General features: G+C 57.9%; 21 protein-coding genes, 2 tRNA genes and 1 pseudogene. 8 read left to right on the top strand and 16 right to left on the bottom strand.

Annotated elements, in window-relative coordinates:
* Window positions 1-12: 12 nt before the first annotated feature.
* The 5 genes from DWW03_RS12605 to DWW03_RS12585 form a co-directional block, all read right to left on the bottom strand.
* Entirely contained in the window at window positions 13-1,743 is a 1,731-nt protein-coding gene (locus DWW03_RS12605; protein ID WP_015547332.1) for a DUF4954 family protein, read from the bottom strand.
* A gap of 190 nt (window positions 1,744-1,933) precedes the next feature.
* Entirely contained in the window at window positions 1,934-3,094 is a 1,161-nt protein-coding gene (locus tag DWW03_RS12600; protein WP_022061643.1) for a WG repeat-containing protein, read from the bottom strand.
* 195 nt (window positions 3,095-3,289) lie between these two features.
* Window positions 3,290-3,829 (bottom strand): peptidylprolyl isomerase, encoded by a 540-nt coding sequence (locus DWW03_RS12595; RefSeq protein ID WP_022061644.1) that lies wholly within the window; start codon window positions 3,827-3,829, stop codon window positions 3,290-3,292.
* Window positions 3,830-4,064: 235 nt separating this feature from the next.
* Window positions 4,065-6,890 carry an aminomethyl-transferring glycine dehydrogenase gene (gcvP, locus tag DWW03_RS12590; RefSeq protein ID WP_118406820.1) on the bottom strand — a complete coding sequence of 942 codons (2,826 nt, stop codon included), beginning with the start codon at window positions 6,888-6,890 and terminating at the stop codon, window positions 4,065-4,067.
* A 219-nt stretch (window positions 6,891-7,109) separates the two neighbouring features.
* On the bottom strand, window positions 7,110-8,780 hold the full coding sequence (locus DWW03_RS12585; protein ID WP_118406819.1) for a nucleoside kinase: 1,671 nt from the start codon (window positions 8,778-8,780) through the stop codon (window positions 7,110-7,112).
* Window positions 8,781-8,873: 93 nt separating this feature from the next.
* On the opposite strand from DWW03_RS12585, the gene DWW03_RS12580 reads away from it, so the two are divergent.
* The 4 genes from DWW03_RS12580 (at window position 8,874) to DWW03_RS12560 (ending at window position 14,632) form a co-directional block, all read left to right on the top strand.
* A complete protein-coding gene (locus DWW03_RS12580) occupies window positions 8,874-10,298 on the top strand; it encodes a bifunctional metallophosphatase/5'-nucleotidase (RefSeq protein ID WP_022061647.1) in 1,425 nt (474 codons plus the stop codon).
* Window positions 10,299-10,481: 183 nt separating this feature from the next.
* On the top strand, window positions 10,482-12,317 hold the full coding sequence (gene rpsA / locus DWW03_RS12575; protein WP_022061648.1) for a 30S ribosomal protein S1: 1,836 nt from the start codon (window positions 10,482-10,484) through the stop codon (window positions 12,315-12,317).
* Between the two features lie 495 nt (window positions 12,318-12,812).
* Window positions 12,813-13,598: a DKNYY domain-containing protein gene (locus DWW03_RS12565; RefSeq protein ID WP_118406817.1), complete on the top strand. Its 786-nt coding sequence runs from the start codon at window positions 12,813-12,815 to the stop codon at window positions 13,596-13,598.
* A gap of 113 nt (window positions 13,599-13,711) precedes the next feature.
* Window positions 13,712-14,632 (top strand): DMT family transporter, encoded by a 921-nt coding sequence (locus DWW03_RS12560; protein ID WP_022061650.1) that lies wholly within the window; start codon window positions 13,712-13,714, stop codon window positions 14,630-14,632.
* Window positions 14,633-14,699: 67 nt separating this feature from the next.
* Here the strand turns inward: DWW03_RS12560 and rplI are convergent, their stop codons facing one another.
* Genes rplI through rpsF form a run of 3 tightly spaced genes read right to left on the bottom strand, consistent with a single transcriptional unit; the run spans window position 14,700 to window position 15,786 of the window.
* A complete protein-coding gene (gene rplI / locus DWW03_RS12555) occupies window positions 14,700-15,140 on the bottom strand; it encodes a 50S ribosomal protein L9 (RefSeq protein ID WP_022061651.1) in 441 nt (146 codons plus the stop codon).
* 19 nt (window positions 15,141-15,159) lie between these two features.
* Window positions 15,160-15,438 (bottom strand): 30S ribosomal protein S18, encoded by a 279-nt coding sequence (gene rpsR / locus DWW03_RS12550; RefSeq protein ID WP_010265192.1) that lies wholly within the window; start codon window positions 15,436-15,438, stop codon window positions 15,160-15,162.
* A gap of 3 nt (window positions 15,439-15,441) precedes the next feature.
* Window positions 15,442-15,786: a 30S ribosomal protein S6 gene (gene rpsF / locus DWW03_RS12545; RefSeq protein WP_015547340.1), complete on the bottom strand. Its 345-nt coding sequence runs from the start codon at window positions 15,784-15,786 to the stop codon at window positions 15,442-15,444.
* A gap of 370 nt (window positions 15,787-16,156) precedes the next feature.
* Between rpsF and DWW03_RS12540 the strand changes: the two genes are divergently transcribed.
* A complete protein-coding gene (locus DWW03_RS12540) occupies window positions 16,157-16,738 on the top strand; it encodes a hypothetical protein (protein ID WP_022061652.1) in 582 nt (193 codons plus the stop codon).
* 5 nt (window positions 16,739-16,743) lie between these two features.
* On the opposite strand, the gene thiL is transcribed toward DWW03_RS12540, so the two are convergent.
* Entirely contained in the window at window positions 16,744-17,778 is a 1,035-nt protein-coding gene (gene thiL, locus DWW03_RS12535; RefSeq protein ID WP_022061653.1) for a thiamine-phosphate kinase, read from the bottom strand.
* Between the two features lie 94 nt (window positions 17,779-17,872).
* Between thiL and DWW03_RS12530 the strand changes: the two genes are divergently transcribed.
* Window positions 17,873-18,448, top strand: a complete 576-nt coding sequence (locus DWW03_RS12530; protein WP_015547343.1) for an adenylate kinase — start codon at window positions 17,873-17,875, stop codon at window positions 18,446-18,448.
* Between the two features lie 205 nt (window positions 18,449-18,653).
* Here the strand turns inward: DWW03_RS12530 and rpsT are convergent, their stop codons facing one another.
* The 6 genes and pseudogenes from rpsT to DWW03_RS12495 form a co-directional block, all read right to left on the bottom strand.
* Window positions 18,654-18,905 (bottom strand): 30S ribosomal protein S20, encoded by a 252-nt coding sequence (gene rpsT, locus DWW03_RS12525; protein ID WP_015547344.1) that lies wholly within the window; start codon window positions 18,903-18,905, stop codon window positions 18,654-18,656.
* Between the two features lie 192 nt (window positions 18,906-19,097).
* Window positions 19,098-19,169: transfer RNA gene (locus DWW03_RS12515), tRNA-Glu, on the bottom strand.
* 137 nt (window positions 19,170-19,306) lie between these two features.
* A complete protein-coding gene (locus tag DWW03_RS12510) occupies window positions 19,307-20,065 on the bottom strand; it encodes an ABC transporter ATP-binding protein (RefSeq protein ID WP_015547345.1) in 759 nt (252 codons plus the stop codon).
* Between the two features lies 1 nt (window position 20,066).
* On the bottom strand, window positions 20,067-21,074 hold the full coding sequence (locus DWW03_RS12505) for an iron ABC transporter permease (RefSeq protein WP_015547346.1): 1,008 nt from the start codon (window positions 21,072-21,074) through the stop codon (window positions 20,067-20,069).
* Window positions 21,075-21,254, bottom strand: a complete 180-nt coding sequence (locus DWW03_RS12500) for a hypothetical protein (protein WP_022061654.1) — start codon at window positions 21,252-21,254, stop codon at window positions 21,075-21,077.
* Between the two features lies 1 nt (window position 21,255).
* Window positions 21,256-22,395: pseudogene (locus DWW03_RS12495) on the bottom strand (ABC transporter substrate-binding protein).
* Between the two features lie 105 nt (window positions 22,396-22,500).
* Between DWW03_RS12495 and DWW03_RS12490 the strand changes: the two are divergent.
* Window positions 22,501-22,575, top strand: a tRNA-Pro gene (locus DWW03_RS12490).
* Between the two features lie 402 nt (window positions 22,576-22,977).
* A complete protein-coding gene (locus DWW03_RS12485) occupies window positions 22,978-24,978 on the top strand; it encodes a hypothetical protein (protein ID WP_022332285.1) in 2,001 nt (666 codons plus the stop codon).
* A 113-nt stretch (window positions 24,979-25,091) separates the two neighbouring features.
* Here DWW03_RS12485 and DWW03_RS12480 read toward each other — a convergent pair whose 3' ends face one another.
* Window positions 25,092-25,484 carry a hypothetical protein gene (locus DWW03_RS12480; RefSeq protein WP_118406815.1) on the bottom strand — a complete coding sequence of 131 codons (393 nt, stop codon included), beginning with the start codon at window positions 25,482-25,484 and terminating at the stop codon, window positions 25,092-25,094.
* Window positions 25,485-26,155: the final 671 nt, after the last annotated feature.

Below are 26,155 nucleotides of genomic sequence, written 5' to 3'. Positions count from 1 at the left end.
TCGTATGTTCTTCTATTTCAGGCCGCGGACCGAGTAGTAGTCTTCGCGGCGCTCCTCCTCGCTCGTGCAGTCGAGACCGTAGCTGACGGCCATGTCGAGCGAACAGTCGCGGTCGCGGTCGGCGTCGGTCGTGCGGCGCATCGAGGCGTGGGCGTTGTGCCCCGCGGAGATGGCCTCGTCGATCTCGTCGACGGTCGGCGTGTGCCCGAGCAGGGCGGCGTAAACCTGTTTGGCCCAGCTGTGGGCGTAGTCGTCGTAGTGGACGGCGAAGACCCGGAAGCGGTTGTCCACGGCCTCGGTCGTGGTCAGTTCGCCGCGGTCCACGGCTGCGAGGATCGCCTCGGTCTCGCGGCGCGTGATGTACTGCCCGCCCAGGTCGAGCCACTGCCCGTCGCCGTCGTAGCGCGGGTCCGACCCTCCTCTGGAGAGCATTGCGCCCAACGCCGCCACGATGGCCTTGTTGTAGAGCTTGAGCCCCCGTTGCAGGGCTGCCGAGCGGATCAGGGTCTTGTTGTGGGTGAACACCGGGGCGTCGGGGTCCTGCTCCTGGAGCGAATGGAGGATGTCCACGGCCTGGAGCATGGCGCCCGTGATATAGGGATTGTATTCGTCGAAACTGATCACGTCGCGTTTGACCGAGCGGCGGTCGCGGGCGGGCCACTTCTCGATGTCGCGCACGGCGCCGAAACTGGTGAGGTTGGCGCCCGGCATGAGGTGCGTGCGCCCTTCCTTCTCGATCAGATAGGAGTAGGGGAAGGCCGAGGTGTCGTGGTGGTAGGAGTGGTGTCCCATGACCATCGTGAAGGCGCCCTCGAGCGCGGGCGACATGATGTAGGCGCTGCTGGCGAACTTGCAGCCGCGCAGGTGCACCGACTGGTGCACGGCGCCGCTCTTGAAGAGGTGGTTGCTCTGGTTCGAGCCGCTGCCGGCGTTGAAGAACGAGAACATGCCGGCGATCAGCAGCGACGATTTGTGGTGCGAGACGGTGTAGGGACCTGCGAAGATCGAGGCGGCCTCGCCGTTTTCGCAGTGCGAGTTGGCGAAGAACAGCGACTCTGCGGCTGTGAAACCCTTGTCCAGCCGGCAGCTTTCGCCGACGAAGCAGCGTTCGACGATCGAGCCGTTGTCGATGACCGACCCTTCGGCGGCGATCAGGTCGTAGGCCTTGACGTCCACGCCGACGCGCGCGCCGTCGCAGAGCGTCGCGTTTTCGAGGATCGAGGCGCCGTCGATTTCGACTCCGTTGCCGATGCGGACCTCGCGGATGAAGCGCGCCCCGACGATGCGGCAGTCGCTTCCCACCTCGCCGATCTCCGACGAGCGTTCCTCGGCGTAGGCGTCGACCATTTTTTCGAGTGCGGCGATGGTCTGCGGGCGGTGGCGGTAAACGGCCATGACGTAGGCGACCTGTGCCGACAGACGGTCGAATATCTTCACCGTGCGGCCGCCGCATTCGTTCATCGTGGCCACGCCGACGCCGTTGCCGAAGGCCGAGCGGCGGCGGCATTCGAGGGCTGTGACGCCTTCTACGAGCGAGCCGGTTCCGATGCGGTAGTTTGCCACGCGCGAGCGGACGATGCGGGCCTCCGCGGCTATTTCTACATCTCCTTCCAGGTGGCTTTGCAACAGCTGAAAGGGTTTGAAATCCTCCGAGACCAGCACCTTCGACCAATCTTCGGCCGAATTGCCGAGTGCTTCGAGTGCGGCGGTCTCCGCGGAGGTTAATTTTCTGAATGGAGTCATTGATTGTGGAGTTATTTAGATGCAAATATAACAAATTGCATTTAAATTGCATGAACCCTTTTGGGGAACTCGTCTTTTCTTCCGGCCGGGACCGTTCCGGGGCGGGTTTGCGCGGGCCGCAGCGGCGTGCCTGCGGGGGCGGATTTTGCCCGAAAGCGATTTTTGATCCCGCTCTTTCCGCTGCCCTGCCTCACTGGTATCGGGGCGTTTTCAGCGGATGTGCGATCTCCTGCCGTTCGCCGTTGCGCACGACCTGCGCCTTTCCGCCGCGGAACGGCTTCACCGCCGCACAGCCCGGGCAGCTTAGGCGCGTGCGGCCCGCCGTGTCGATGTAGTGCCACGTGCCGCCGAGCTGAACGGCGGCCAGCCCCTCGGTGAAGTCGAACCCGTTGTCGTAGAGCGGCGCGACGACGACCCGCTCCGCCGTGCGGTAGCCCCAGCGTCCGTTTTCGACGAAGAGTTCGGGCGTTTCGGCCTCCGTCCCGCTCCGGGCGGCGGGTTTCTCCCGGACCGCTTCGGCGAGCAGCTCCGCAAGTCCGAAGAGCCGCAGGGTGGGTGCCGTGAGCAGTTGCGCGATGCGGTACTGAACGGCCATGCCGCGTTTTTCGAACAGCGCGAGCGTCTCCCGGTAGGCCGGGTCGGAGGCGATCCGCTGGGGCGTGTACAGCAATCCGTCGGAGCTTCCGTAACGGTCCCAGAGCGTAGGGTCCTCGGCCAGCGCGTGCAGCGCCGTCGAGATCAGCGCCGCGGGGTAGTCGTCGATCCGTTCGTCGAAGTCGGCCGCCGTGCGGGCCGGGTGCTGGTAGGCCGCCGTGCCCAGTTCGGGGCTGATCTCCCCGGCGAAGGCGGGCAGGTACGAGGCGTCGAAGTCGATCGGGCAGAGCGTGCCGTCGTCGCCGACGATGATATTCTCGGGTTTCAGGTCGCCGTGGGCGCGGTCGTCCGTGACCAGCGCGAGGGCCAGCCGGTCGAACAGCCGGACGAGGATTTGCAGACTCTCGCGGTCCCGGAGGGCGGCGGCCTGCGCCACGGTTTCGTGCAGGGTGGAGCCTTCGATCCAGTCGCCGAGGACCGTATCGACCCAGACGCCGGTTTCGGGCGAGGTGTGCAGGTAAAGCTCCTTTTCGAGAAGCCGCTGGCCGTAGATCTCCTTCAGGTGGCGCATCGGGCGCAGGTAACAGCGCAGCGAGCGGATGCGTCCGCCGAGGCGGATGCGGAATACGGCGGCGGAGTTGCCGGCGCTGAAGCAGGGGCGGCCCTGTTCGTCGCGGCACACGTCGATTTCACCCAGCGTGCGCGTCAGGCCGCGGGAGTCGAGAAGAGCCAGCAGGTATTGACGGAGGGTAAACACGTGGCGGGAATCGGATTTTTAACGTCGTCCGACTTGTCGGACGACGGCGCAAGTTACGAAAATTCGCTAAAAAACCGGACCCGAAGGCCCGGCTTTTTCGTTGGATGGTATCTGTTCGCCCGAAGGCGCAGCCTCTCTCCGAAAGCGTTCCGGCTTGCGGCCGCCCCGAAAACAGGCCTCTTACGCCTGCGTCTGCTAATGGCAATTGCAATGGCCGTCGTGGTCTCCGCAGCCTTCGCCGCAGTCACCGCCGCACTCGCCGCACGAACATCCGCCCTGCAGGTCCTCGGGCGTCACGTCGCGCACCGAAACCACCTCCACGTCGAAGTTGAGCGTCTTGCCCGCCATCGGGTGGTTGAAGTCCATCTTCACGGTCGATTCGCCGACCTCCTTGACGATGCCCATCATGCGGTTGCCCTGGGCGTCGCTCATCGGAACCTGGCTGCCCTCGAAGAGGATGTCCTCGGCGAGCTTGCCGTCGACCATGAATATGTCTTTCGGCAGGTCGACGATGGCGTCGGCGATCACTTCGCCGTAGCCGTCCTTGGCCTCGAGCGTGAACGAAACCGATTCGCCGATCTCCTTGCCCAGGATCGCCTCCTCGAATTTGGGGAGCAGCATGCCCGTTCCGAAGATGAATTCGAGCGGCTGGCCCGGACGCGACTGATCCGCGATCTGTCCGTCGACGGTGAGCTTGTAGTCTACGCCGACCATTTTGTTTTGTTCTACTTTCATACGATTGTTATAAAGTTTAGTTGTTTTTATCGTCGTTTTTCAGGGACGTTGCCCGGCATTCACGGCTCAAAAGCGATTTTCCGCCACCATTTTTAGAAAAATGGCTTCTTAAGCCATCAAAGGTACGCACTTCGGGGCAAGTTGCCAAATAATAGCAGGAAATAATTGTGCCATAACAGATGAAAACGGCGGCGCTGTCGATGTCGCCGCCGTTTTTTCATGCCGGATATTGCCGTTACTCGCAGTTGCGGCAGCAGAGGTTTCTGTCGCCGTAGCCGTTGTCGATCTTCGAGACGTAGGGGAAGAACTTCGCCTCGCCGATCCACGCCAGCGGGAACGCCGCCTCGTCGCGCGAGTAGGGGTGTTCCCACGCTCCGGCCAGTTCCCGGGCCGTGTGGGGCGCGTTCGCCACCACGTTGTCCGCCTGGCCGGCGGCCGCCTCGCATTCGCGCTTGATGCTTATCAGCGCCTCGATGAAGCGGTCCATCTCCTCCTTGGGTTCCGATTCGGTCGGCTCGACCATCAGCGTCTCGTGCACGGGGAACGAGAGCGTCGGGGCGTGGAATCCGTAGTCCATCAGGCGGTGGGCGATGTCGCCGCAGTCAATGTTGTAGTCCTTCTTGAAGGAGGTGAGGTCGAGGATCATCTCGTGGCCCACGCGGCCCGTCTCGCCCGAGTAGTAGGTGCGGTACTCCGCGGCCAGCGCCGCCGACATGTAGTTGGCGTTGACGATGGCCATCTCGGTGGCTCTGCGAAGTCCCTCGGCCCCCAGCATTTTGATATAGCCGTAGGTGATCGGGAAGAGCAGCGCCGAACCCCACGGGGCCGACGCGACGGCCGTGATGCCCTCGTCGCCGCCCGTGGCGACGACCGGGTGCGACGGCAGGAACGCCCGCAGGTGCTCGGCGACGCAGATCGGGCCTACGCCCGGGCCGCCGCCGCCGTGGGGCATGGCGAAGGTCTTGTGGAGGTTGAGGTGGCAGACATCGGCCCCGATGTAGCCGGGGTTCGTCAGTCCCACCTGCGCGTTCATGTTCGCGCCGTCCATGTAGACCTGCCCGCCGGCGTCGTGGACGGCGTCGACAATCTCGCGGATGCGGCTCTCGAAGACGCCGTGCGTCGAGGGGTAGGTGACCATCAGGCCGCACAGTTCCGACGAGTGCTCTTTGGCCTTGGCTTCGAGGTCCGCCACGTCGATGTTGCCGCGCTCGTCGCACGCCACCGTCACGATCTTCATGCCGGCCATGGCCGCCGAGGCGGGGTTCGTGCCGTGGGCCGACGCGGGGATCAGCACCACGTTGCGGTAGCCCTGTCCGCGGCTCTGGTGGTAGGCGCGGATGACCATCAGCCCCGTGTATTCGCCCGCCGCGCCCGAATTGGGCTGCAACGAGCAGGCCGCGAAGCCGGTGATCGTCGCCAGGTCCTGTTCCAGCCCGGCGATCAGGTCCATATAGCCCTTGGCCTGGTCGGCCGGGGCGAAGGGGTGCATGTTCTGGAAGCCGGCCAGCGAGAGCGGCTGCATGAGCGCCGCGGCGTTGAGCTTCATGGTGCACGAACCTAAAGAGATCATTGAATTGGCCAGCGAAATATCCCTCAACTCCAGCTTCTTGATGTAGCGCATCAGGGCGCTCTCCGAGCGGTAGGCGTTGAATACGGGTTCCTGCAAATAGGGCGATTGGCGGCGCAGGGCAGTTGGGACGCAGCTTTCGGTGACGGCCTTTACCGCCTTGGCTTTCTTGCCTTTGGCTGCGGCGAAGATGCTCACGACGGTCTCGATCTCCGCCGCGGTGGTCACCTCGTCGAACGACATGCGCACGCGCCCTTCGGAGGGATAGTAGAAGTTGATGCCCTGTTCGAGCGCCAGCGACTGCACGACGGCTGCCTCGGCCTCGACTTCGAGCGTGTCGAAGAACTCCTTCGACGCGAGGCGGTAGTCCATCGCCTCCAGCGCGCGGGCGACGGTTGCGGCAGCCAGGTGGGCGGTTTCCGCCGCGCGGCGCAGCCCTTCGGGACCGTTGTAGACGCAGTAGAAGCCCGTCATCGAGGCCATCAGGGCCGAGGCGGTGCAGATGTTCGACGTGGCGCGCTCGCGCTTGATGTGCTGTTCGCGCATCTGCAAAGCCATGCGCAGCGCCTTGTTGCCCAGCCGGTCGACCGAGACGCCGATGATGCGGCCCGGCATGTTGCGCTTGAACGCCTCGCGCGTGGTCATGTAACCCGCGGCGGGACCGCCGAAGCCCATCGGCGTGCCGAGGCGCTGCGCCGAACCCACGGCGATATCGGCGCCCCACTCGCCCGGGGCTTTCAGGAGCGCCAGCGACAGCAGGTCGGCGGCGACCGTTACGAGCGCGCCCTTGGCGTGCGCCGCAGCCGTGAAGTCCGAGTAGTCGCGCACCCGGCCGTCGGCGGCCGGGTATTGCACGATGGCGCCGAACTCCCGGCCCGTGAATTCGTATTCGTCGTAGTCGTCGACGATCAGTTCGATGCCGAACGGCTCGCTGCGCGTGAGCAGCACGTCGAGCGTCTGCGGGAAGATGTTGCGGTCGACGAAGAGTTGATTCCGGCCTTCCCGAACGGCATCCCGCGAACGTAATGAAAACATCATCGCCATCGCCTCCGCGGCGGCCGTGCCCTCGTCGAGCAGCGAGCAGTTGCCGATCTCCATGCCCGTGAGCGAAATCACGGCCGTCTGGAAGTTCAGCAGCGCTTCGAGGCGTCCCTGCGAAATCTCGGCCTGATAGGGCGTGTAGGAGGTGTACCAGGCGGGGTTCTCGAAGACGTTGCGCGTCACGACGGCCGGGACGGCCGAGGGGTAGTAGCCCATGCCGATGAACGAGCGGTAGGGCTGGTTGCGGTCGGCAAGCTCGCGGATGTGCGCCGCGAATTCGTATTCGCTCATCCCCTCGGCGGGCAGCGCGAGCGGTTTGCGGAGCCGGATGGATTGGGGGATCACCTGCGAGATGAGTTCATCGACGGATTTCACGCCGATCACATCGAGCATGGCCTTCAGGTCTTTTTCGTTGCTGACGCCGATATGGCGTTCGGAAAACTTATCGAACATTGAACGATATTTTATGTTGTCTGTATGTACTTTTCACATTTGTCTTTCATCCCGGCAAGCCGTTCTCGCCGCCTGTGGCGGCGTTTGCAATTCTGATCCCATCCCGGCCCTCCCTCGGGGAGGGAGATGGCGTACGCTCCGCACGGTTCGTACAGTTGTGCCGTTGCACGAACACACAAAGGTAAAATAAAAGAAACGGACGCACAAAATTTTCCGCGCCTAATATTGAAAACTGCTGCCGCCGATGAATTCGCGCAGGATCGACGTGGGCGGGACCTCGTCGGGCGCGATGGGGATGAAGTTGTCGAGGAACTTGAGCATGCGCCGCGCCTCGTCGTACTCCGGAACCGTGTCGGGGACCTCGCGGAGGATCTTCTCGGCGAAGGGCCGCAGCACCGAAATCTCGTAGAACAGCGACGAGTTGAGCATGATGTCGGCGTTCTCCTGGTAGGGGAAGATGTGTTTCTCCTCGCCCCGGCGCACCGAGGCCCAGCGCGAAAGCGTCGAGAGCGCGTCGGCGCCGCGCTGGCGGTAGTCGCGCGTCAGGCGCCGCAGCAGGCGGTTGTCGGTGGTGGCGATGCGCGAGAGGTTGTCCATCGCCACCGACGTGAAGCACGAGATGTAGATGCGGAACTTCTGCGCGTCGGGGATCGAGGGCGTGAGGCGCGGGTTCAGCCCGTGGATGCCCTCGATGATGAGGATCGAGCGTTCGTCGAGCGTCAGCGGCGCGTTGTGCCACGTGCGGCGTCCCGTGATGAAGTCGTAGCGCGGGATGTCGACGCTCTCGCCCCGGATCAGGCGCGCCAGATGGTCGTTGAAAAGCTCCAGGTCGATGGCTTCGAGCGCCTCGTAGTCGTAGTTGCCGTCGGCGTCGCGCGGGGTCTTCTCGCGGTCGACGAAGTAGTCGTCGAGCGAGATCAGCACGGGGTTCAGTCCCAGCACGCCCAGCTGGATGCCCAGCCGTTTGGCCGAGGTGGTCTTGCCGCTGCTGGAGGGGCCGGAGATCAGCACCATGCGGGCGCCGCGCGAAAGGTGGGCGTCGTAGATGGTGTCGGCCACCCAGGCGAACTTGCGCTCGTGGAACGCTTCGGCGAGTTTGATTAGGCCGCCGCCGTCGCCCGCGAGCACCTTCGAATTGACGTCGCCGACGGTGGGAACGCCCATGATCCGGACCCACGACTGGTACTCCTGGAAGATGCCGAACATCTTCTCCTGATGTACGTTGCGGTGAAGCGTGTCGGGCGACGTGCGCAGCGGAAGGGCCAGGTAGAAGCCGTTGTAGTAGGGTTCGATGTCGAACAGCGTGACATAGCCCGTCGAGGGGGCCAGCGAGCCGTAGAAGTAACCCGCCGTGTCGTCGAGCGTGTAGAGCTGGCTGTAAAGCCGCGGACGGGTGTCCAGAAGCGCGATCTTGTCCGTGAAACCCTCCTCGGCGTAGCGGGCGCGGACCTCGGTGGTGAGCATGCGCTGGCGCGTGATGGGCAGGTTGCGCACGGAGAGTTCCCGCATGCGGTCGCGGAGCTGCGCCGCCTCGTCGGGGGTGAACTCGTCGATGCCGTCGATCTCGCAGTAGAACCCGCTCTGGCCCATCGAGTGGCGGATGTGGAGCGTCTGCCCCGGGTAGAGGTCCTTGACGGCCTTTTGCAGCAGGAACCACGCGGTGCGCTGGTAGACGCGGATGCCGGCGAAGGAGGTGATGTCGACGAAACGGATCGTCACCGGGGCATATATTTTGTAATTCAACTCCTTGATGCGGTTGTTGACGAAGGCTGCGAGGAAGGGGTGAAGGCCGGGCGTGAGGCGTTCGGCGACCTCCAGCAGCGGGGTTCCCATCGGGACCTCCAGTTCGCCGAAGCCGTTTTCGCAGATGACTTTGATCGTATCGTTCATGGAAAAGTTTTTACAATGTTCGATTCGTAAAGATAGGAATTATTTGTACTTTTGGCAAATCTTCATCCATAAAGAAAAACAATGCCGACGAATATGAAAGGAATGTTCCGGACGGGCCTGATTCTCCTTGCGGCTGCGGCTGCGGCCTGCGCACCCCGTGAACGGACGCTCGTGCTGCTCTCGACGAACGACATGCACGCCAAGATTCAGAATTTTCCGCGATTGGCTGCGGCCGTGGAGAACTGTCGTGACACCGCGCAGCTGGTGGTGCTGGTCGATGCCGGAGACCGCTGGACCGGAAACGCCTATGTGGACATGGCCGCGACGCCCGGCATGCCGATGATCGCGCTGATGAACCGGCTCGGCTACGACGTGGCGACGCTGGGCAACCATGAGTTCGACCACGGGCAGGCGTTTCTGGGCCGCATGATCGACAGCATGGCGTTCGAGGTGGTGTGCGCCAACGTGACGAGCGACACCTGCACCTTTCCGCAGCTGCCGCCCTATGTCGTTCTGGACAAGGACGGCATCCGCATCGGTTTCGTCGGCGTGGTGACCAACTACGAAGGCCCGGGGCATCCTGCGGGCAATGCGTCGAGCTTCGAGGGACTGGAGTTTCCCGATCCGCAGGCGATGGCGATGAAGTATGCCGCCGAATTGCGTCCGAAGGTCGATCTGCTGGTGCTCGTGTCGCACATGGGCGACGACCGAGACGTGGAGCTGCTCGGAAAGGAGACCCGGTTCGACGTGGTGATCGGCGGACATACCCATGTGAAGGTCGATTCGCTGGTGAACGGCACGCTTCTGACGCAGACCGGGAAATATCTTAAAAACGTGGGCGTTACGGCGGTCCGGTTTCGCGGCGGGAAGATCGAAGGCATCGAATCGCGCCTCGTGCCGCTGGACGGTTATGCGCCCGATGCGTCGTATCAGGCCGAGGTGGACCGCTACTATGCCGATCCCGAGCTGAACAAGCCCGTCGGAGCGTTCGCCGGACCGGCCGACAAGTGGGGCCTCGCCAACTGGATGGCCGCGTCGGTGGCCGACGAAGCCGATGCCGACGTCGGGTTTTACCACATCGGCGGCGTGCGCCTCGACTCGATTCCGGCGGGCGGGGTCGGTGCGGCGAAGGTGTACGACCTGGAGCCGTTCGGAACCGAGATCGCCACGATGCGGATGACTCCGGCCGACATGCGCCGGATGATCCTCTCGAAGTACAATGACGAGGAGAACCGCAAGGAGGCGCACCGGATCGACCTGATCTCGACGACGCCCTACGTCATCGTGACCGACGCCGCGGACAACGCCCTCGACGTGCGTTTCCCGAAGTTGCGCGAAGGCAAGGTGTACGAAGTTGCGGTCAGCGACTATGTTTACAGGAATTACAAGGACCTGAACTACACCGACGGGAAACTCACGGGAACGGCGGTCGCGGGCGTGCTGCTCGAAGAGTTGCAGGATGACGGTCCGCTGACTCCGGACAACAGGCCGCGGCAGAAAATAATTCGGAATTCATAATTGGGGATTTTGCAGAGCCGGGTTTTGTCTGTAAACTGAATAATTCTGAATTCCGGATTTTGAATTCTGAATTATAAGAATTACCTTTGTAGCCCTCGCGCGCGTGCAATGATGCCGTAAGCGAGGGCTATAACTTTTAATATTAACCAATTAACGAGCGATTGTATCGCAAAAATTTCCACAATGGAAGAAGTAAAGAATGTAGTTGCAAACGAGAATTTCGACTGGAACGCCTTTGAAAACGACCTGGGCGTGTACGACCAGGACAAAGCCCAGATCACCGAGGCTTACGACAAGACGCTTTCGAACGTCAACGTCGGCGAAGTGGTCGAGGGAACCGTAACGGGCGTCAACAAGCGCGAGGTTATCGTCAATGTCGGCTATAAGAGCGAGGGTATCATCCCCGTATCGGAGTTCCGCTACAACCCCGACCTGAAGGTAGGCGACAAGATCGAAGTCTACGTGGAGTCGGCCGAGGACAAGAACGGCCAGCTGGCCCTTTCGCACAAGAAAGCCCGGCAGCTCAAGTCGTGGGACCGTGTCAACGAAGCGCTGGAGAAGGACGAAATCATCAAGGGTTACATCAAGTGCCGCACGAAGGGCGGTATGATCGTCGACGTGTTCGGCATCGAGGCGTTCCTGCCCGGATCGCAGATCGACGTGAAACCCATTCGCGACTACGACGTATACGTGGACAAGACCATGGAGTTCAAGGTCGTGAAGATCAATCAGGAGTTCCGCAACGTGGTCGTGTCGCACAAGGCGCTCATCGAGGCCGAACTCGAAGCCCAGAAGCAGGTCATCATGTCCAAGCTGGAGAAGGGCCAGATCCTCGAGGGAACCGTCAAGAACATCACCTCCTACGGCGTATTCGTCGACCTGGGCGGCGTGGACGGCCTGATCCACATCACCGACCTCTCGTGGGGCCGCGTAAACCACCCCGAGGAGATCGTGGCGCTCGATCAGAAGATCAACGTCGTGATCCTCGACTTCGACGAGGCCAAGAAGCGCATCGCCCTGGGTCTGAAGCAGCTCACCCCGCATCCGTGGGAGGCGCTCGATCAGACGCTCAAGGTCGGCGACAAGGTGAAGGGCCGCGTGGTTGTTATGGCCGACTACGGCGCGTTCGTCGAGATCGCTCCCGGTGTGGAGGGTCTGATCCATGTTTCGGAAATGTCGTGGAGCCAGCACCTGCGTTCGGCACAGGAGTTTATGAAGGTCGGCGACGAAGTCGAGGCCGTTATCCTGACCCTCGACCGCGAGGAGCGCAAGATGTCGCTCGGCATCAAGCAGCTTACGCCCGATCCTTGGGAGAATATCGAAGTCAAGTATCCCGTCGGCACGAAGACCACGGCCAAGGTGCGTAACTTCACGAACTTCGGCGTATTCGTCGAGATCGAGGAGGGCATCGACGGTCTGATCCACATTTCGGACCTGAGTTGGACCAAGAAGGTGAAGCATCCCGGCGAATTCACGTCGGTAGGCGCCGACATCGAGGTCGTGGTGCTGGAGATCGACAAGGAAAACCGCCGTCTGTCGCTGGGACACAAGCAGCTGGAGGAGAATCCCTGGAATGAGTTCGAGAACCAGTACTCGGTGGACAGCATCCACGAGGGTACGATCACCGAGATGACCGACAAGGGCGCAGTGGTTGCCCTGGGCGAGAACATCGAGGGCTTCTGCCCCGCGCGTCAGCTCGTCAAAGAGGACGGCACGACCCCGAAGACGGGCGACAAGCTCAACTTCAAGATCCTGGAGTTCTCGAAGGCCACCAAGCGCATCACCCTTTCGCACCTGCGTACGTACGAGGAGGCGAAGCGTGCCGAAATCGCTGCCGAGAAGGCCGAGAAGCGCGCTGCTGCCGACGCTACGAAGTCGACCGTGAAGAAGATCAACGCTTCGGTCGAGAAGACGACGCTCGGCGACATCGCCGGACTGGCCGCTCTGAAGAGCGCCATGGAGGCTGCCGAGGCCAAGTCGGCCAAGAAGGCTGCCGCCAAGAAAGAGGACGAAGAGTAATCTCCGCTGAAAAGAGGACGGGGGGAAGATGCCCCTCCGTATCCGATAACCGGATGCCCGCACAGGAAACTGTGCGGGCGTCTTTTTTTTGTGCCGGGACGGCGGCGCGCGGCGGGAGCTGTCTGCGGGGCGGTTTGTTTATGGGATGGTCTGTCTGCGGGATTGTCTATGGGACGGACAGTTTGCGGCTCCGGAATCTTTTCAAGGACGAGGTCAGGGCCGGAACCGGGGAACCGGACAGGGAAACAGGGAAACAGGGAATCGGGGAATCGGGGAATCGGGGAATCGGGGAATCGGGGGCGGAAGTCCGGTCGGTTAGTGGTCAATGGTCGGATCGGTCGGCCAATCGGCGGCCGGTTTGCAGGCCGGATGTTTCCGGGGCGGGGCGAATGGCCTTTTTTGCGTTCGCCGAAATATTTACGGCGGATTTCTTGCACCGTGCGCAATAACCCGGTATATTTACAAGTCAGAACTGAAGAAGCAAACCGATAGATGATGAAAAAGTTGATTTTAGGCCTGTTGTCCGCGCTGGCGCTCCTTCCGGGCGGCATGCTGCGGAGCGGGGATGTCCGCGCCGCCGAAACCTTCGCCGTGCAGTCTCCTCGCAGGGATCACTGCGCGAACCCTCACGCGAATTGTCATGGGGAGCGTTACGAAGATCGGCGCGGGAGATATACCAAAGACAGCTGGTCGGTATATTACCGCGGCCGGAAGGTCGAGGGGGCTTCGGTATCCTCGTTCGCCGATCTGGGCGGCGGTTACGGCAAGGACAATTGGACGGTGTATTACCGCGGCCGGAAGGTCGAGGGGGCTTCGGTATCCTCGTTCGCCGATCTGGGAGGCGGGTACGGCAAGGATAATTGGACGGTGTTTTACGAAGGCCGGAAGCTGGAAGGTGCCTCGGCCATGTCGTTCGAGTATAAGGGACGGGGTTACGGCAAGGACAACTGGAACACCTATTTCCGCGGGGAGCAGCTCCGGCCCGGGCAGTCGCCGGACGGGATGCTCGGCGGCGGTTATGCGAAAGACAGCTGGTCGGTATATTATCGGGGGCGAAAGGTGGAAGGCGTTTCGGCTTCGTCGTTCGAATATCTGGGCGGCGGTTACGGCAAGGACCCCTGGAAGGTGGTCTATCAGGGACGCGAAGTGCCGGGCGCATCGTCGTCGTCGTTTGAAGAGCTTGGGTGGGGTTACGCCAGGGACGCGTGGAAGGTTTACTACTGCGGCGAGGTGATTCCGGGTGCTTCCCCGGCGACGTTCCGTATTCCGGACCGGCGGTAACGGGCGATTTGCGTTATATATGGGGCTTTCTTTGCAGGAAGCCCTTTTTTTGCGCCGTGCCGTGTGGGGATTCGGGCACTGTTTTTGTCTTTGCGGGGTAAACGACGAAACGAATGAACAGACTGAAACCCCATCTGGCCCTGTTGGTGTGCAACGTCCTCTGGGCGATGGATTACCCTTTTTACAACATAGTCCTGCCGCATTACGTGCATCCGATGGCGATGGTCTCGGCGTCGCTCGTCGCCACGGCGCTCTTTTCGCTCGTGCCGCTGCTGTGGCAGAAGGCCGAGAAGGTCGAGCGGGCGGATATTCGCAAACTGATCGGCGCTGCGCTGCTGATCGGCGTATTGCGCAAGGTCTTCATCATGTACGGTTTGTCGATGACCTCGCCGATCGACGGTTCGATCATCGACACCATCGTGCCGCTGCTGGTGCTGGCGCTCTCCGTGCTGCTGGGAATGGACCGTTTCACCCGGCTCAAGATCACGGGACTCGTGCTCGGCATGGCGGGAGCTGTGGCGGTGGTGCTGGCCGGGGCCTCGTCGTCGCACGCGCATTCGCATCTCTGGGGAAACGTGATGATCTTTCTATGCGCCTGCGTCACGTCGGTGTATATGGTGTGGTTCAAGCGGCTGATCGCCAAGTACCGCATTACGACCGTGCTGCGCTGGCTCTACTGCGCGGCGGCGGTCATGGCCCTGCCGTTAGGTATCGGCCCGATCGTTCACACCGATTTCGCGGCCATTGCCCGTCACGCCCTGTTTCCGACGCTTTTCGTGCTGACGGTTCCGACTTATATCCCCAACCTGATGCTCAACTATGCCCTCAAAACGGTACAGCCCACCGTGTCGAGCATCTACACCTATTTGCAGCCCGTGCTGGCGATCGCCATTTCGGTAGGGATGGGGCTGGACAAGCTGCATGCCGATACGGTGATTTTCGCACTGGTGATTTTCGTGGGGGTGGGGCTGGTGCTCCGGTCCTACACGGTGAAGCCGCGGCAGGCCGATCCGCCTGCTGCGGGGCCGCATTGACGAACGTCGTCAACCAAAAAGAGCCTCCCGCATCGGGAGGCTCTTTTCATACAAATGTCTTTTCGCGTTACTCGGCAGCGGAAACCGAGAACTTGATCGTAGCCTTGACCTCCTTGTGCAGGCGGACCGTAGCCTCGAACTCGCCGACGGTCTTGACGGCCTCGACGCTGATCTGCTTGCGGTCTACGGTGATGCCCTTGGCGGCGAGCGCCTCGGCGAGGTCCGTTGCCGTGACCGTACCGAAGAGTTTGCCCTCCTCGGCCTTCACCGACAGCGACAGCGGCAGGTTGGCGATGGTCTCGGCCAGAGCCTGTGCGTCGGCCAGGATCTTGGCGTCCTTGTGGGCGCGCTGCTTGAGGTTCTCGGCGAGGACCTTCTTGGCGGCGGCGGTAGCCGACTTGGCGTAGCCCTGGGGGATCAGGTAGTTGTTGGCGTAGCCGGGCTTCACGTTCACGATGTCGTTGGCGTAGCCCAGGTTTTCGATATCTTTGATCAGAATTACTTCCATGGTCTTGTCCTCCTTTTAATTATTTCATGCAATCGGTTACGAAGGGCAGGATGGCCAGGTGGCGCGCACGCTTCACGGCCTGGGCGACCTTCTTCTGGAACTTCTGCGAAGTACCCGTCAGGCGGCGCGGAAGAATCTTGCCCTGCTCGTTGAGGAACTTCTTGAGGAACTCGCCGTCCTTATAATCTACGTACTTGATGCCGAGCTTCTTGAAACGGCAGTACTTTTTCTTCTTGACGTCTACCGATACGGGATTCAGGTAACGGATTTCCGACTGTGCTTTGTTGTCCTGTGCCATGGTTTACTCCTCCTGCTTGTTAGAAAGTTTTGCACGACGCTTCTCCGAATATTCCACGGCGTATTTGTCCTGCTTGAAAGTTAAGAAACGGATCACGCGCTCGTCGCGGCGGTACTGCGTTTCGAGCGTGTTGACGAGCGAGCCTTCGCCCGTGAACTCTACCAGGAAGTAGAAACCGGTGGTCTTCTTCTGAATAGGGTAGGCGAGCTTGCGAAGGCCCCACGACTCCTTGTTCACGATCTGACCGCCGTTTTCGGTGATGACACCCTGGAATTTGTCAGCGACTTCCTGCACCTGTGCATCGGACAGAACCGGCGTGACAATGAAAACGGTTTCGTAATTGTTCATAATGCTTTTAATTAGTTAATTAAATCCCCAAAGGGACCGCAAAGATACACATTTAAATTAAAAATGAAAAATTAAGAATTAAAAATTTGTCAGTATTTGGATTATCTCTGCTTTTTCCTATCTTTGTGGAACATACTGACAAACACGGAAAGTGTAAGTTTATTCCCGATAAGCGAACGTAGGAAATTCTCTTTGGCGAGGAATAGGCAGACTTCTTGCCGCTTACGCAGGCTCCCCGCAGGGTAGAACTGCGGGGGGCCTGCTCTCGACTGCGCTTCGGGCGGACTTCCGCAATTTGTTTCCTGAAAATGGTGCCGGATTATGGGATTTTGCGTATCTTATCAGCGAATTCAATCCTAATGCTAACCCGATGATAAGACATTGCTTTTTCTTGATTTTTGCCGTGCTTCCGTTTTGCGGCTTGCAGGCGCAGGATACGGCCATAAGCCCCCGTTATCCGGGGGCCGGGTGTTTCGAGGGTGAGGTGGCTGTCGGGGCGACCTTTGGCTATGCCTCGCTCGGAAGCTTTGACAACGATGCGGCGGGCTTTTGCCTGGTCGCTGAAAGTCGTTACAATTTCCGGAGAACTCCCTTCGATGTGGGTTTGCGGCTCGGCGGGTCGTGTTACTCGCGGCTGGCTGCGGGCGTCTGCTCGCAGGACCCTTTTATGATGTTCAGCCTGATGGCCGTTGCGGATTACAACCTGCATCTGACGCCGAAAGTGGCGTTGTTCGCGGGAGCAGGGATCGGTGGGGCGTATGTCCTCCGAACGGCCGAAGGGGCTGTCTCCGATACTCCGTCCAGCGACTGTGCGGCATTTTGCGTGATGCCGCGCGTTGGCTGCGAATGCTGGAACCGGCTGCGCGTCACGCTGGGTTACACCTGTACGGAGCGGGCCAACCGCCATCTGTCGCTCACGTTCGGAATAGCCATCGGCGGCGGGCGGCGGTAAGACGCTTATTCTTCCGGGAACCCTTGTGCCTTCAGCTTTATGTCCTGCCCGTCGGGCGTCACGAGGTAACAGCCCGTGGAGGCGGGGGTGATGTGGCCGATGACGTCCACAAGGCCCAGCCGCATGATCTGTTCCTGCATCGAAAGCGGCACGGTGAAGAGCAGTTCGTAGTCCTCGCCGCCGTTCAGAGCCGCAACGACCGGGTCCGAGTGCATCTCCTCGGCCAGCGCCGAGGTCTGCCGGGCGATCGGGATGCGTTCGAGGTAGATGCGCGCGCCGCAGGCCGACGATTTGCAGATCTGCATCAGGTCGCTCGCCAGGCCGTCCGAGAGGTCGATCATCGACGTGGGGCGGATCTTTTCTTCGGCCAGCGCACGGACGATGTCGGTGCGGGGGCGCGGCTTGAGGTATTTTTCAAGCAGGTATTCGTAGCCCTTGAACTGCGGCTCGGGGTTCTCCACGTCGGCAAGCACCCGCTTTTCGCGTTCGAGCAGTTGCAGGCCCATGTAGGCGGCCCCGAGGTTGCCCGTGATGCAGACGAGGTCGTTCTGCTGCGCACCGCTGCGGTAGACGACCTTCTCCTTTTTGGCGTAGCCAAGCGTGGTGACGGTGATGACCAGCCCCGTCATCGAGGCGCGCGTGTCGCCGCCCACGAGGTCGATCTCCTGCTCCTTGCAGGCGAAGGCGATGCCTTCGTAGAGGTCCTGAAGAGCTTCGACGGGCAGTTTCGACGAGACGCCGAGCGACACGGTGATCTGCGCCGGGAGGGCGTTCATGGCCAGGATGTCGCTCACGCCGGCCGTCACGGCCTTGTAACCCAGGTGTTTGAGCGGAAAATAGGTGAGGTCGAAGTCGACGCCTTCGTAGAAGGAGTCGGTCGTGCAGAGCACCGCTTCGCCGCGTCCCGGGGCGATCACCGCGGCGTCGTCCCCCGCGCCCTTGAGCGTCGAGGCGTTCTTCGGGGTGAATCCGCTGGTCAGCAGGTCGATGAGTCCGAATTGTCCGAGCGAAGCGATCTCGGTGCGCTTTTTCTGGTCCATGAATCTAAAATTTTTTACAAAATTAAGGAAATACTCTTGTTTCCCCAAAAAATAACGTAATTTTGCCCGGTCCAAATTACTAAAAGGGTTAGTTATGGTAAATATCGTCTTATTCGGCGCTCCGGGTTGCGGCAAAGGCACGCAGGCACAGCGCCTGAAGGAACACTACGGAATCGATCACGTTTCCACGGGCGAGGTGATCCGTGACGAGATTCGCCGGGGTACGGAACTGGGACAGAGCATGGAAGCCTACATCAAGGCCGGGCAGCTGGCTCCCGATGAGATCGTAATCGGCATGATCGACCACTATGTCACCGGGCACATGAACGCCGCCGGCTGTATTTTCGACGGCTTTCCCCGCACCACGGTTCAGGCCGAGGAGTTCGACAAAATCCTTGCCGGACACGGCCTGAAGGTCGATGTGATGATCGACATCCACGTCCCCGAGGAGGAGCTGGTGCGCCGCATCCTGCTGCGCGGCAAGGATTCGGGACGCGCCGACGACGCTTCGGAAGAGGTGATTCGCGGGCGTCTGGATGTTTACCGCGAGCAGACGGCCGTCGTGGCGGACTACTACGCCGCACAGGGTAAATACGCCTCGGTCAACGGTACGGGGACGATGGAGGAGGTTTTCTCCCGCATCGCCGCGGTGATCGAAGGCCTGAAATAGCGGGGCAGGCCCGGAGGGGCCGGGAAGCGCTCCCGAAATGAAAATCGTCCCTGCCGGAGTTGTCTCCGGCAGGGACGATTTGTGTGAAATCCAAATCCGCCGGACGTCGCTTGTCGTCGCGCCGGGCGGGATACGGAAAAAGCCGCCCGTTTCCGGTGCGGCTTTTCTGTCTCGGTGCGGGAGCGCTCCTCCCTCGGACGAAGATTTAGAGTGCGTTCACGTGAAGCTGGATCGAACTCTTCAGGTTCGCAGCCTTGTTCTTGTGCACGATGTTGTGCTTTGCCAGTTTGTCGAGCATAGCGGTTACCTTCGGAAGCAGGGCCTCGGCGGCGCTCTTCTCGGTGGTCGTGCGCAGGGCCTTCACGGCGTTGCGGGCCGTCTTGTGGAACAGGCGGTTGTGAGCGCGCTTCGTCAAGGTCTGGCGAATTCTCTTCTTCGATGACTTATGGTTTGCCATAATCCGTTAATTTTTATTTTTTACTTTTTTTCAGTCGTTTGGCTTGAAACGGCCTTGGCCGCTTTCGGATAGACCCGGGGGTCCGCTCCTCGAAAAGTTTTTTCACCCGTAGGGGGCGTGTTCGGCGGTGCATTTTTCGATTCCGGTCTCCCGTCTTCCTTTTTCGCGCCCCTCTTCCGGCCCCTTCGTTCGTAGCCCATAGGAGAGTCGAACTCCTCTTTCAAGAATGAAAATCTTGCGTCCTAACCGATAGACGAATGGGCCTTTACCACTATCGCATGCCCCGAACGGGGTTGCTTTAGCGGTGCAAAGGTAAGCAAAAAAGTGACTTGTACAAAAAATATGCGAAAAAATTACGGATTTTTTGCCGGAAGTCCCTCGGACGGTCGTTTCTTGAGCTGTCAGCGTAGCCGTACGGTCCGCGTCTCGGGGTCGAAGCGGGCGTTTTCGCCCGAGAAGAGACGCTCGATCAGTCCGCTGCCGACCATCTCCCCCGCAGGGAGGTGGTGGAGCGAAGGGGTGTCGATCAGCGCCACCGAGTCGCAGAGCGAGAGCGCCACGTCGAGGTCGTGCGTCGAGAAGAGGATGCACTTGCCCTCGTCGCGGGTCAGCCGCCGGAGCAGCGTCGCCAGCTCGTAGCGGTTCGGGAGGTCGAGGAACGCCGTGGGTTCGTCGAGCAGGATGACCGGGGTGTCCTGGGCCAGCGCGCGGGCGATCATCACCCGCTGGCACTCGCCGTCGGACATGCGGTCCATGGTCTTGCGGGCGAAGGCCGACATCCCCACCAGGCGGAGCGAGCGTTCGACGACGGCGCGGTCGGCCTCCTGCATGCGCCCGATCCAGTTGGTGTAGGGGGCGCGTCCCAGCGCTACGACGTCCTCGCAGGCGAGGTTGGCGATACGGACCTTGTCGGTGGTGACGAACCCCACGGTCGTGGACAGCTCGTGGGGCGTGAGCGACGCCAGCGGGCGGCCGCAGAGCGCCACATCGCCGGAGACGGTCGTTCCGAGACCTGCAATGGCCCGCAGCAGGGTGCTTTTGCCCGTGCCGTTGCGGCCGATCAGCGCGGTCAGCGACCCTTGGGCGAAGGCGGCGGTGACATCTTCGAGCAGCGTGCGGCTGCCGTAGGAGAGCGTGATATGGTTGAGGGCGATACTCATGTCAGAAGATATTGCGGTTGCGGACGACGACGAAGATGACGACCGGAATGCCCATCAGGGCCGTGATGGTGTTGATCGGCAGGGCGAGGCTCTTGGCGACGAGGTCGCAGACCAGAAGCAGGGCCGCGCCCGCGAGCATCGACCCCGGCATCAGGATGCGGTGGTCGGCCGAGGCGAAAAGCATGCGTGCGAGGTGCGGCACGGCCAGCCCGATGAAACCCACCGGGCCGCAGAAGGCGGTGACGGTGCCCGCGAGCAGGACCGTGGAGAGGAAGATCAGCGTGCGCGTGCGCTGCACGTTGAGTCCCATCGTGCGGGCATAGTTCTCGCCTAGCAGCAGCAGGTTGAGCGGCTTGATGACGGCGACGGCGAGCGCCAGTCCCGCGGTGACGACGGGAAGCAGCAGCGCGAGCTGGCTGCCCGTGACGTCGCCCAGCGACCCCATGGTCCAGATGACGAACGATTTGAGCGCCGCCTCGCTCGACAGGTATTGGAGGATTTCGACCACCGAACTGATGCCCGAACCGAGCATCATGCCGAGGATGAGGATGACCATGATGTCCTTGATGCGGCGGCTGACCGCCATCACGATGGCCAGCACGAGCGCCGAGCCGAGCCACGCAGCCCCGGCCACGCCCAGCGACCGGACGAACGAGTGTCCCGCGACGCCCAGCAGGGGGGCGCCCAGCAGGAACAGCGCGACGCCGAGTCCTGCGCCCGAGCTGACGCCCAGCACGTAGGGACCGGCCAGCGGGTTGCGGAAAAGGGTTTGCATTTCGAGTCCGCCGGCAGCGAGGGCCGCGCCGGCGAACAGGGCTGTGACGGCTTTCAGGAGCCTGATCTTGAGGATGATGTCGCTGGTGGCAGGGTCGCAGGAGCCGCCTGTGAGCGCCGCCCAGACATCGCCCAACGGCACGGCGACCGATCCGACGGCGAGGTCGGCGATGAAAAGCGCTGCGGTGAGCAGCCCGAGCGCCGTGAAAAGGAACGTGGTTCTGCGTGCGGTCATTTAGCGGTATTGGAATTTGAACGAGATTTTGTAACGGGCGCCGGCGAAGCCGTAGCGCGAATCGCGCCTGACGTCGGCCCGTCCGTCGGCGTAGTGGCGGAATCGCGTGCCGGACCCCTGCGCCTGCGCGGCGGGCTGAAGGCAGAGGGGCGAAAGGTGGAGAATGGCGGCGTTTTTCATCTTATTCGAGGCGTTTGTAATAACAGGTCGGGACGCTGTCGCCCAAGAAGATCGTCCGCAGGTCGCGCAGCACGAGGTCGGGGCGTACGACGCCCGATTCCCAGAAGTCGGAACCTCCGGCCGGGGTTTGGCGGCGGTTGTTGTTGTAGACGTTCCGGCTGCGCACGACCGGAATGCCGGAAAATTTCGGGTTCTGGGCCGTCAGTTCCGCCAGCGTGTTGCAGGGACCGACGTTGAGCCAGAAATCGGCGGCGTTGGCCAGCAGGTAGGCCTCCTCCATGTCGACGGCCACCGACGTGTCCGAATCGTTCTTCGTGTAGACGTACTCCCCGCCGGCATCCTCGATCAGGCGGATCATGTAGCTCTGCGATGAGGGCAGGAACCAGGTGTCGCGGTAGGGGGTGTTGAGCATCACCTTCGGGCGCGGTGCATCCGGGGCGGGGTGTGCTTTCAGGGCCTGGTAGTCCCGGGCGATCCGTTGCAGCGTGTCGGCCCCGGCCGCGCGCAGGTCGCAAAGCTCGGCCGCGAGGACCAGCCATTCGGCCTTGCCCAGCGGGGATTCTTCCATGTAGTCGCCGATATATATATAGGGGATGCCCAGTTCGCGGAGTTTGCCCGTGACGATGGTGTTTTCGCCCGTCACGCCGTAGAGCAGCATGAGGTCGGGGCGCATGGCGGCGAGCAGTTCGAAATTGAGGTTCGTGTCGTAGCCCACGTCGCGGACCTCGCCGCAGAGACGGTGTTCCCGGACATAGGGATTCGAGATGTAGTCGATGCCCGAGACGCCCGAAATACGCTTGGCCTGTCCGATGGCGTCGAACATCGCCACGTGGCTCGACGACATGCACACCACGTGGCGCACGGGAGCTTTTACGACCTGTCCGGCGAAGTCGGCGGGGGCTTAGGCGTCGTCGCGCAGGATCAGCAGGTGCTGTTCGACGTTCGTGCCGCCCTGCCACGGATTGCGGATCGAGACGAGCGTCGAGGCGTTATTCCCGTTCCCGCGGATGTCGAAGCCCGACGCGTAGGCCGGGGTGTAAATCTCGGTTGTGAAATCGCTCAAAACTGGCCCCGAAGAGCCTCCGCAAGCCGATGCGAGGGCCGCGGAAAAGGTTAGCAGAAGACGTGAAAATCGTTTCATTTCCGCAAAAATAGAAAAAAATCCTGCGGAAATGTGTTTGTTTTTGAAAAATATACTATATTTGCAGTCCCAAAGCGAAGGGTTTTGCTCTTTTGCCGAAGGAATCGGGGCGTAGCTCAGTCCGGTTAGAGTACACGTCTGGGGGGCGTGTGGTCGCTGGTTCGAATCCAGTCACCCCGACTGATGAAAAATCCTTGATATTCAATCGAATATCGAGGATTTTTCTTTTGTGGTATATAGTCCGAAAAATGGCGGTGGTACACAAGTGGTACATAAATGGTCGCTATTCGAAAAATTTCAATCTCAGTCGTTAAGTATTTGGCTGTTGGTTAGTTGCTGTGCTTGGGCCTATATAGTCGCTCCGAACAGGCGGATAATGAATTTTATCAGGTTTGTGGCTATATGAGCTGTAATTGCGTCGCAGTAGCTCCTATTAGTGTTTCATATAACGCTTGTCATCAACAAATAAACCGAAATGATTGGAGTTTTATCAGTAAAAACTTGGTATTATAGTAGTTTCATCCTCTAACTCTTTGTTGTTCGCATTAAATTTAATATTTTAGAGGAAAATTCTTTTGTATTATGGAAGCAAGCAAGGTTATTACTTATAGTCTTTTGGCTCAAATCCGGAATTCGGGCAATTTTGTGAATAGCTCTGTTGAGATATTTGTCCCGATAGTAAAATATGCGTTATATAAATTAATAACTCAATCTGGTGTTTATAAAGGCGCGTCTATAACTGAAATATCTACGTGGATTTGCCAATACTTTGGTTTGGATTTTCCTCCTGCTGTTTTAGAAAAGATTTTATTAAAAATCGGACAAGAAATCAATACTTCTGAAGAACTAAAACTACAAGTATATCGAGATGGTAGTTTTTGGATTAAGAATTATTCATTTGAAGAGTTTAATGATATCTATGAAACCAATCGTCAACAAGTCGAATTGGTGCAAACGATGTTTAAGCAGTTTTGCGATATTAATGATGTTAAAAAAGATTCATACAATACAATATTTGATTTTGTAAATCTGAATAAACTCAAAATATCGAATTATCTTGCAAATCGAGATTATAGTGTAAATGGGAGTAAATTTTCTATAGAGGCCCAATTTGTGGAATATTTCAGAAATATCCCCGGTTGCTACGAGGTAATTCGAAAAATTTATTTAGGCTCTATTTTATCTTGCTATCTTTCTGAATATGAACCCCAAGATAAAATGATGTCTGATGTAGAGCTTTTATTAGACACGAATTTTATAGTTAGTTTACTTGATCTTAATACTCCAGAGTCTACTACTACTTGCCGACAATTATTGAAAATAGCATCAAGTTTCGGGTATTCCTTGCGTGTTTTGAAAGAAACAATCAAAGAAACGACAGATTTATTATTGAAAAAAGCCGAATATTTTGATAAATCGTTTCTTCCTAAACTCATTAATCCAGAAGATATTTATAAAGCATGTGAACGCCGCAACCTTAATAGAAATGACTTAGAGCGAATTGCTGATAATCTGGAGAATATTTTAGTTGATGAATATAGTATTCTTCAAATTCCATACACTGTTAAATATCAGAATTTGGCTAAAAGTAGTACGGAATATGCAGAATTTAAGAAGATCAGAAATACTGATTTTGCAGCATTACACGATATTATGGCATTGTATTATGTGCGAGAGAAGCGTGGTAAAAAGAAAATAAAACATTTTGAGGATGTAAATTGTTGGTTTGTAAATAATGCTATAAATCATGATAACTCAGATTATGTAGGCTATAAGTTAAGAGGGTATCAGCCAGAAATAATTAGAGCTGACGAATTATTATGTGTGTTATGGTTTATTAAACCAGATATTGGAAATGGCGATTTGACAGATGGCGTTGTTGATACGAATTTGAATGCTTTGATATCATGTACTCTAAATTCATCTTTACCGCAAGCATCCATTATAAAAGAGTTGGATGATAATATTCAGAAATACAAAGATGCCTCAATATCAGACAAAGACATTCTGCGGATTGCGACACGTATTACAACTCATCAACTCAAAAATATTGAGGAATTAAATGAAATTGCAGAGTCAGATAGTAAACAGTTTGTTCAAAAATTGAAAGAAGAGGCTGACAAACAAAAACAAGAGGATGATAAGCGCATTGCTCGGTTTGAAGATGTTTTGAAAAAATTAGAACGACTGTCATCGAAACCGTCTGATATTGAAGTCGAGAAGCGTAAACGGTTTAAATTAATAAATGAGAATAGAGAACGGGATAGAAATGACTATATAAAGAAACAAATTTGTAAATGGCGTTTGAAAACATGGTATTGGGTTGGTGGAATAACTGTTATTTTATTGGTGTGTCTTGCTTGCTATTTAGTATTGCCATCTACCGAAGGAATAGATTGTTTTCTCCAAAAGAAGTCAATATCATTAATTGGGGCATTTATATTGGGAGTTTTTGATCTTTTTGTAATCAAAAATCTTTATGATAAATATTGTAATCATTCGAATATTAATGCTTTTAAGATGAATATTATTGTGCCGGAAGAATTGAAAAATTTAAATAGAATTGAGGATATGCCAAACTGAAAGTTTTTTGCAACTGAATAATAAGTTAGATATTTTGTTCTTTTTAGCTATAAATTACCTTATGGTGCAATGAAAAATGACCTGCCAATATGTTTTGGCAGGTCATGCAAATTTTACTCCGCCGATGTCCCGATCAGCAACAGAATCGAATAGTCGGTTTCAGCCAGTGTTTCATCCGTACCGCAGCCCCAGACGATATTTACCTGCGGGGCAAATTTGTGGATGACGGTTAAAAGGCTGCATAGGTCGTCGAAACTTATTTCCGAAACGGGATGATAGCTTACTTTTACAATCACGTCGAGGTCGGCTTCGATGTGTCGGGCTTCCAATTCGGTGCGGAGTTGCTCCGCCAAGACGGGTATTGCTCCCTCGACCGTAATTAGGGCACAAGATGCCGCGCTATTCAAAATGCGGTCGAAATCGTTCCGGACGATTTGCACCATGTCGTCTTCCGATGCGCTAAATTGGGTGTTGAGATAGTGTCTGATTTCTTCTTTGTTTTTCATGTGATTTTGTTTTTGGGTAATACATTCCGGCTGTGAATACGCAGGTCGTTTCTGCCGATATGTACTGGTAGATCGCCGTTGTGGCTTGCTTATTTAAGCCCTATACACTGGCTTGAAATAGGCGGTTAATGAATTTTATCGAGTTCCCGACTACATGAGCCGTAATCGCACCGCAGTATCTTCTGTTGGGATTTAACAAAGCGACCTGCCGGGTTGCGGCAGGTCGGGACAACTAAGAATGGTCGGGATAAAGATTCGGAAAAAGATGTGGATAACAACTTACAGCTATGTGCTTTATCCTCGACCGAAATTATATACGAAAGTAATTATTATTCGTCTTTTTCTGATTTACGGGTGCGATAAAAAATTAGAAGACCCAATACGACGGTTGCGGATGTTATGCCTGTTAGCATGGTTTTGTATAAACGATCTGCAAAATATCGAATTTCAGAGCGAATAGCCGCATTTGTATTTGCCACTTCTTGAAGAATTTGTGACATGATCGTATTGCGGCTTTCGTACTGGTCAGGAGAAATAGAATAGTCGGATGGCCATATGGCGTCATGAGTAACATTCATAGTAACATATGGAACTATCATTAGAAATAAAATCCACAGCACCCGTTGGTTGAATTAAAAAGTTAGTAAAATGACAAATGAAAGGTTGTGCAT

Source organism: Alistipes sp. AF14-19, assembly GCF_003461645.1.
Taxonomy (GTDB): domain Bacteria; phylum Bacteroidota; class Bacteroidia; order Bacteroidales; family Rikenellaceae; genus Alistipes; species Alistipes shahii.
The sequence above is the reverse complement of the archived record's forward strand: the minus strand, read 5'-3'. Positions and strand labels throughout refer to the sequence as shown.

What these genes read in the sequence shown, in the direction of transcription:
- DWW03_RS12560 (WP_022061650.1), top strand. Translation starts at nt 13,712, where the DNA reads ATGAACAGACTGAAACCCCATCTGGCCCTGTTGGTGTGCAACGTCCTC.
- DWW03_RS12510 (WP_015547345.1), bottom strand. Translation starts at nt 20,065, where the DNA reads ATGAGTATCGCCCTCAACCATATCACGCTCTCCTACGGCAGCCGCACG.
- DWW03_RS12530 (WP_015547343.1), top strand. Translation starts at nt 17,873, where the DNA reads ATGGTAAATATCGTCTTATTCGGCGCTCCGGGTTGCGGCAAAGGCACG.
- gcvP (WP_118406820.1), bottom strand. Translation starts at nt 6,890, where the DNA reads ATGTTCGATAAGTTTTCCGAACGCCATATCGGCGTCAGCAACGAAAAA.
- DWW03_RS12565 (WP_118406817.1), top strand. Translation starts at nt 12,813, where the DNA reads ATGAAAAAGTTGATTTTAGGCCTGTTGTCCGCGCTGGCGCTCCTTCCG.
- DWW03_RS12500 (WP_022061654.1), bottom strand. Translation starts at nt 21,254, where the DNA reads ATGAAAAACGCCGCCATTCTCCACCTTTCGCCCCTCTGCCTTCAGCCC.
- thiL (WP_022061653.1), bottom strand. Translation starts at nt 17,778, where the DNA reads ATGGACCAGAAAAAGCGCACCGAGATCGCTTCGCTCGGACAATTCGGA.
- rpsA (WP_022061648.1), top strand. Translation starts at nt 10,482, where the DNA reads ATGGAAGAAGTAAAGAATGTAGTTGCAAACGAGAATTTCGACTGGAAC.
- rpsR (WP_010265192.1), bottom strand. Translation starts at nt 15,438, where the DNA reads ATGGCACAGGACAACAAAGCACAGTCGGAAATCCGTTACCTGAATCCC.
- rpsF (WP_015547340.1), bottom strand. Translation starts at nt 15,786, where the DNA reads ATGAACAATTACGAAACCGTTTTCATTGTCACGCCGGTTCTGTCCGAT.
- DWW03_RS12485 (WP_022332285.1), top strand. Translation starts at nt 22,978, where the DNA reads ATGGAAGCAAGCAAGGTTATTACTTATAGTCTTTTGGCTCAAATCCGG.
- DWW03_RS12585 (WP_118406819.1), bottom strand. Translation starts at nt 8,780, where the DNA reads ATGAACGATACGATCAAAGTCATCTGCGAAAACGGCTTCGGCGAACTG.
- rplI (WP_022061651.1), bottom strand. Translation starts at nt 15,140, where the DNA reads ATGGAAGTAATTCTGATCAAAGATATCGAAAACCTGGGCTACGCCAAC.
- DWW03_RS12595 (WP_022061644.1), bottom strand. Translation starts at nt 3,829, where the DNA reads ATGAAAGTAGAACAAAACAAAATGGTCGGCGTAGACTACAAGCTCACC.
- DWW03_RS12505 (WP_015547346.1), bottom strand. Translation starts at nt 21,074, where the DNA reads ATGACCGCACGCAGAACCACGTTCCTTTTCACGGCGCTCGGGCTGCTC.
- DWW03_RS12540 (WP_022061652.1), top strand. Translation starts at nt 16,157, where the DNA reads ATGATAAGACATTGCTTTTTCTTGATTTTTGCCGTGCTTCCGTTTTGC.
- DWW03_RS12480 (WP_118406815.1), bottom strand. Translation starts at nt 25,484, where the DNA reads ATGAAAAACAAAGAAGAAATCAGACACTATCTCAACACCCAATTTAGC.
- rpsT (WP_015547344.1), bottom strand. Translation starts at nt 18,905, where the DNA reads ATGGCAAACCATAAGTCATCGAAGAAGAGAATTCGCCAGACCTTGACG.
- DWW03_RS12580 (WP_022061647.1), top strand. Translation starts at nt 8,874, where the DNA reads ATGAAAGGAATGTTCCGGACGGGCCTGATTCTCCTTGCGGCTGCGGCT.
- DWW03_RS12605 (WP_015547332.1), bottom strand. Translation starts at nt 1,743, where the DNA reads ATGACTCCATTCAGAAAATTAACCTCCGCGGAGACCGCCGCACTCGAA.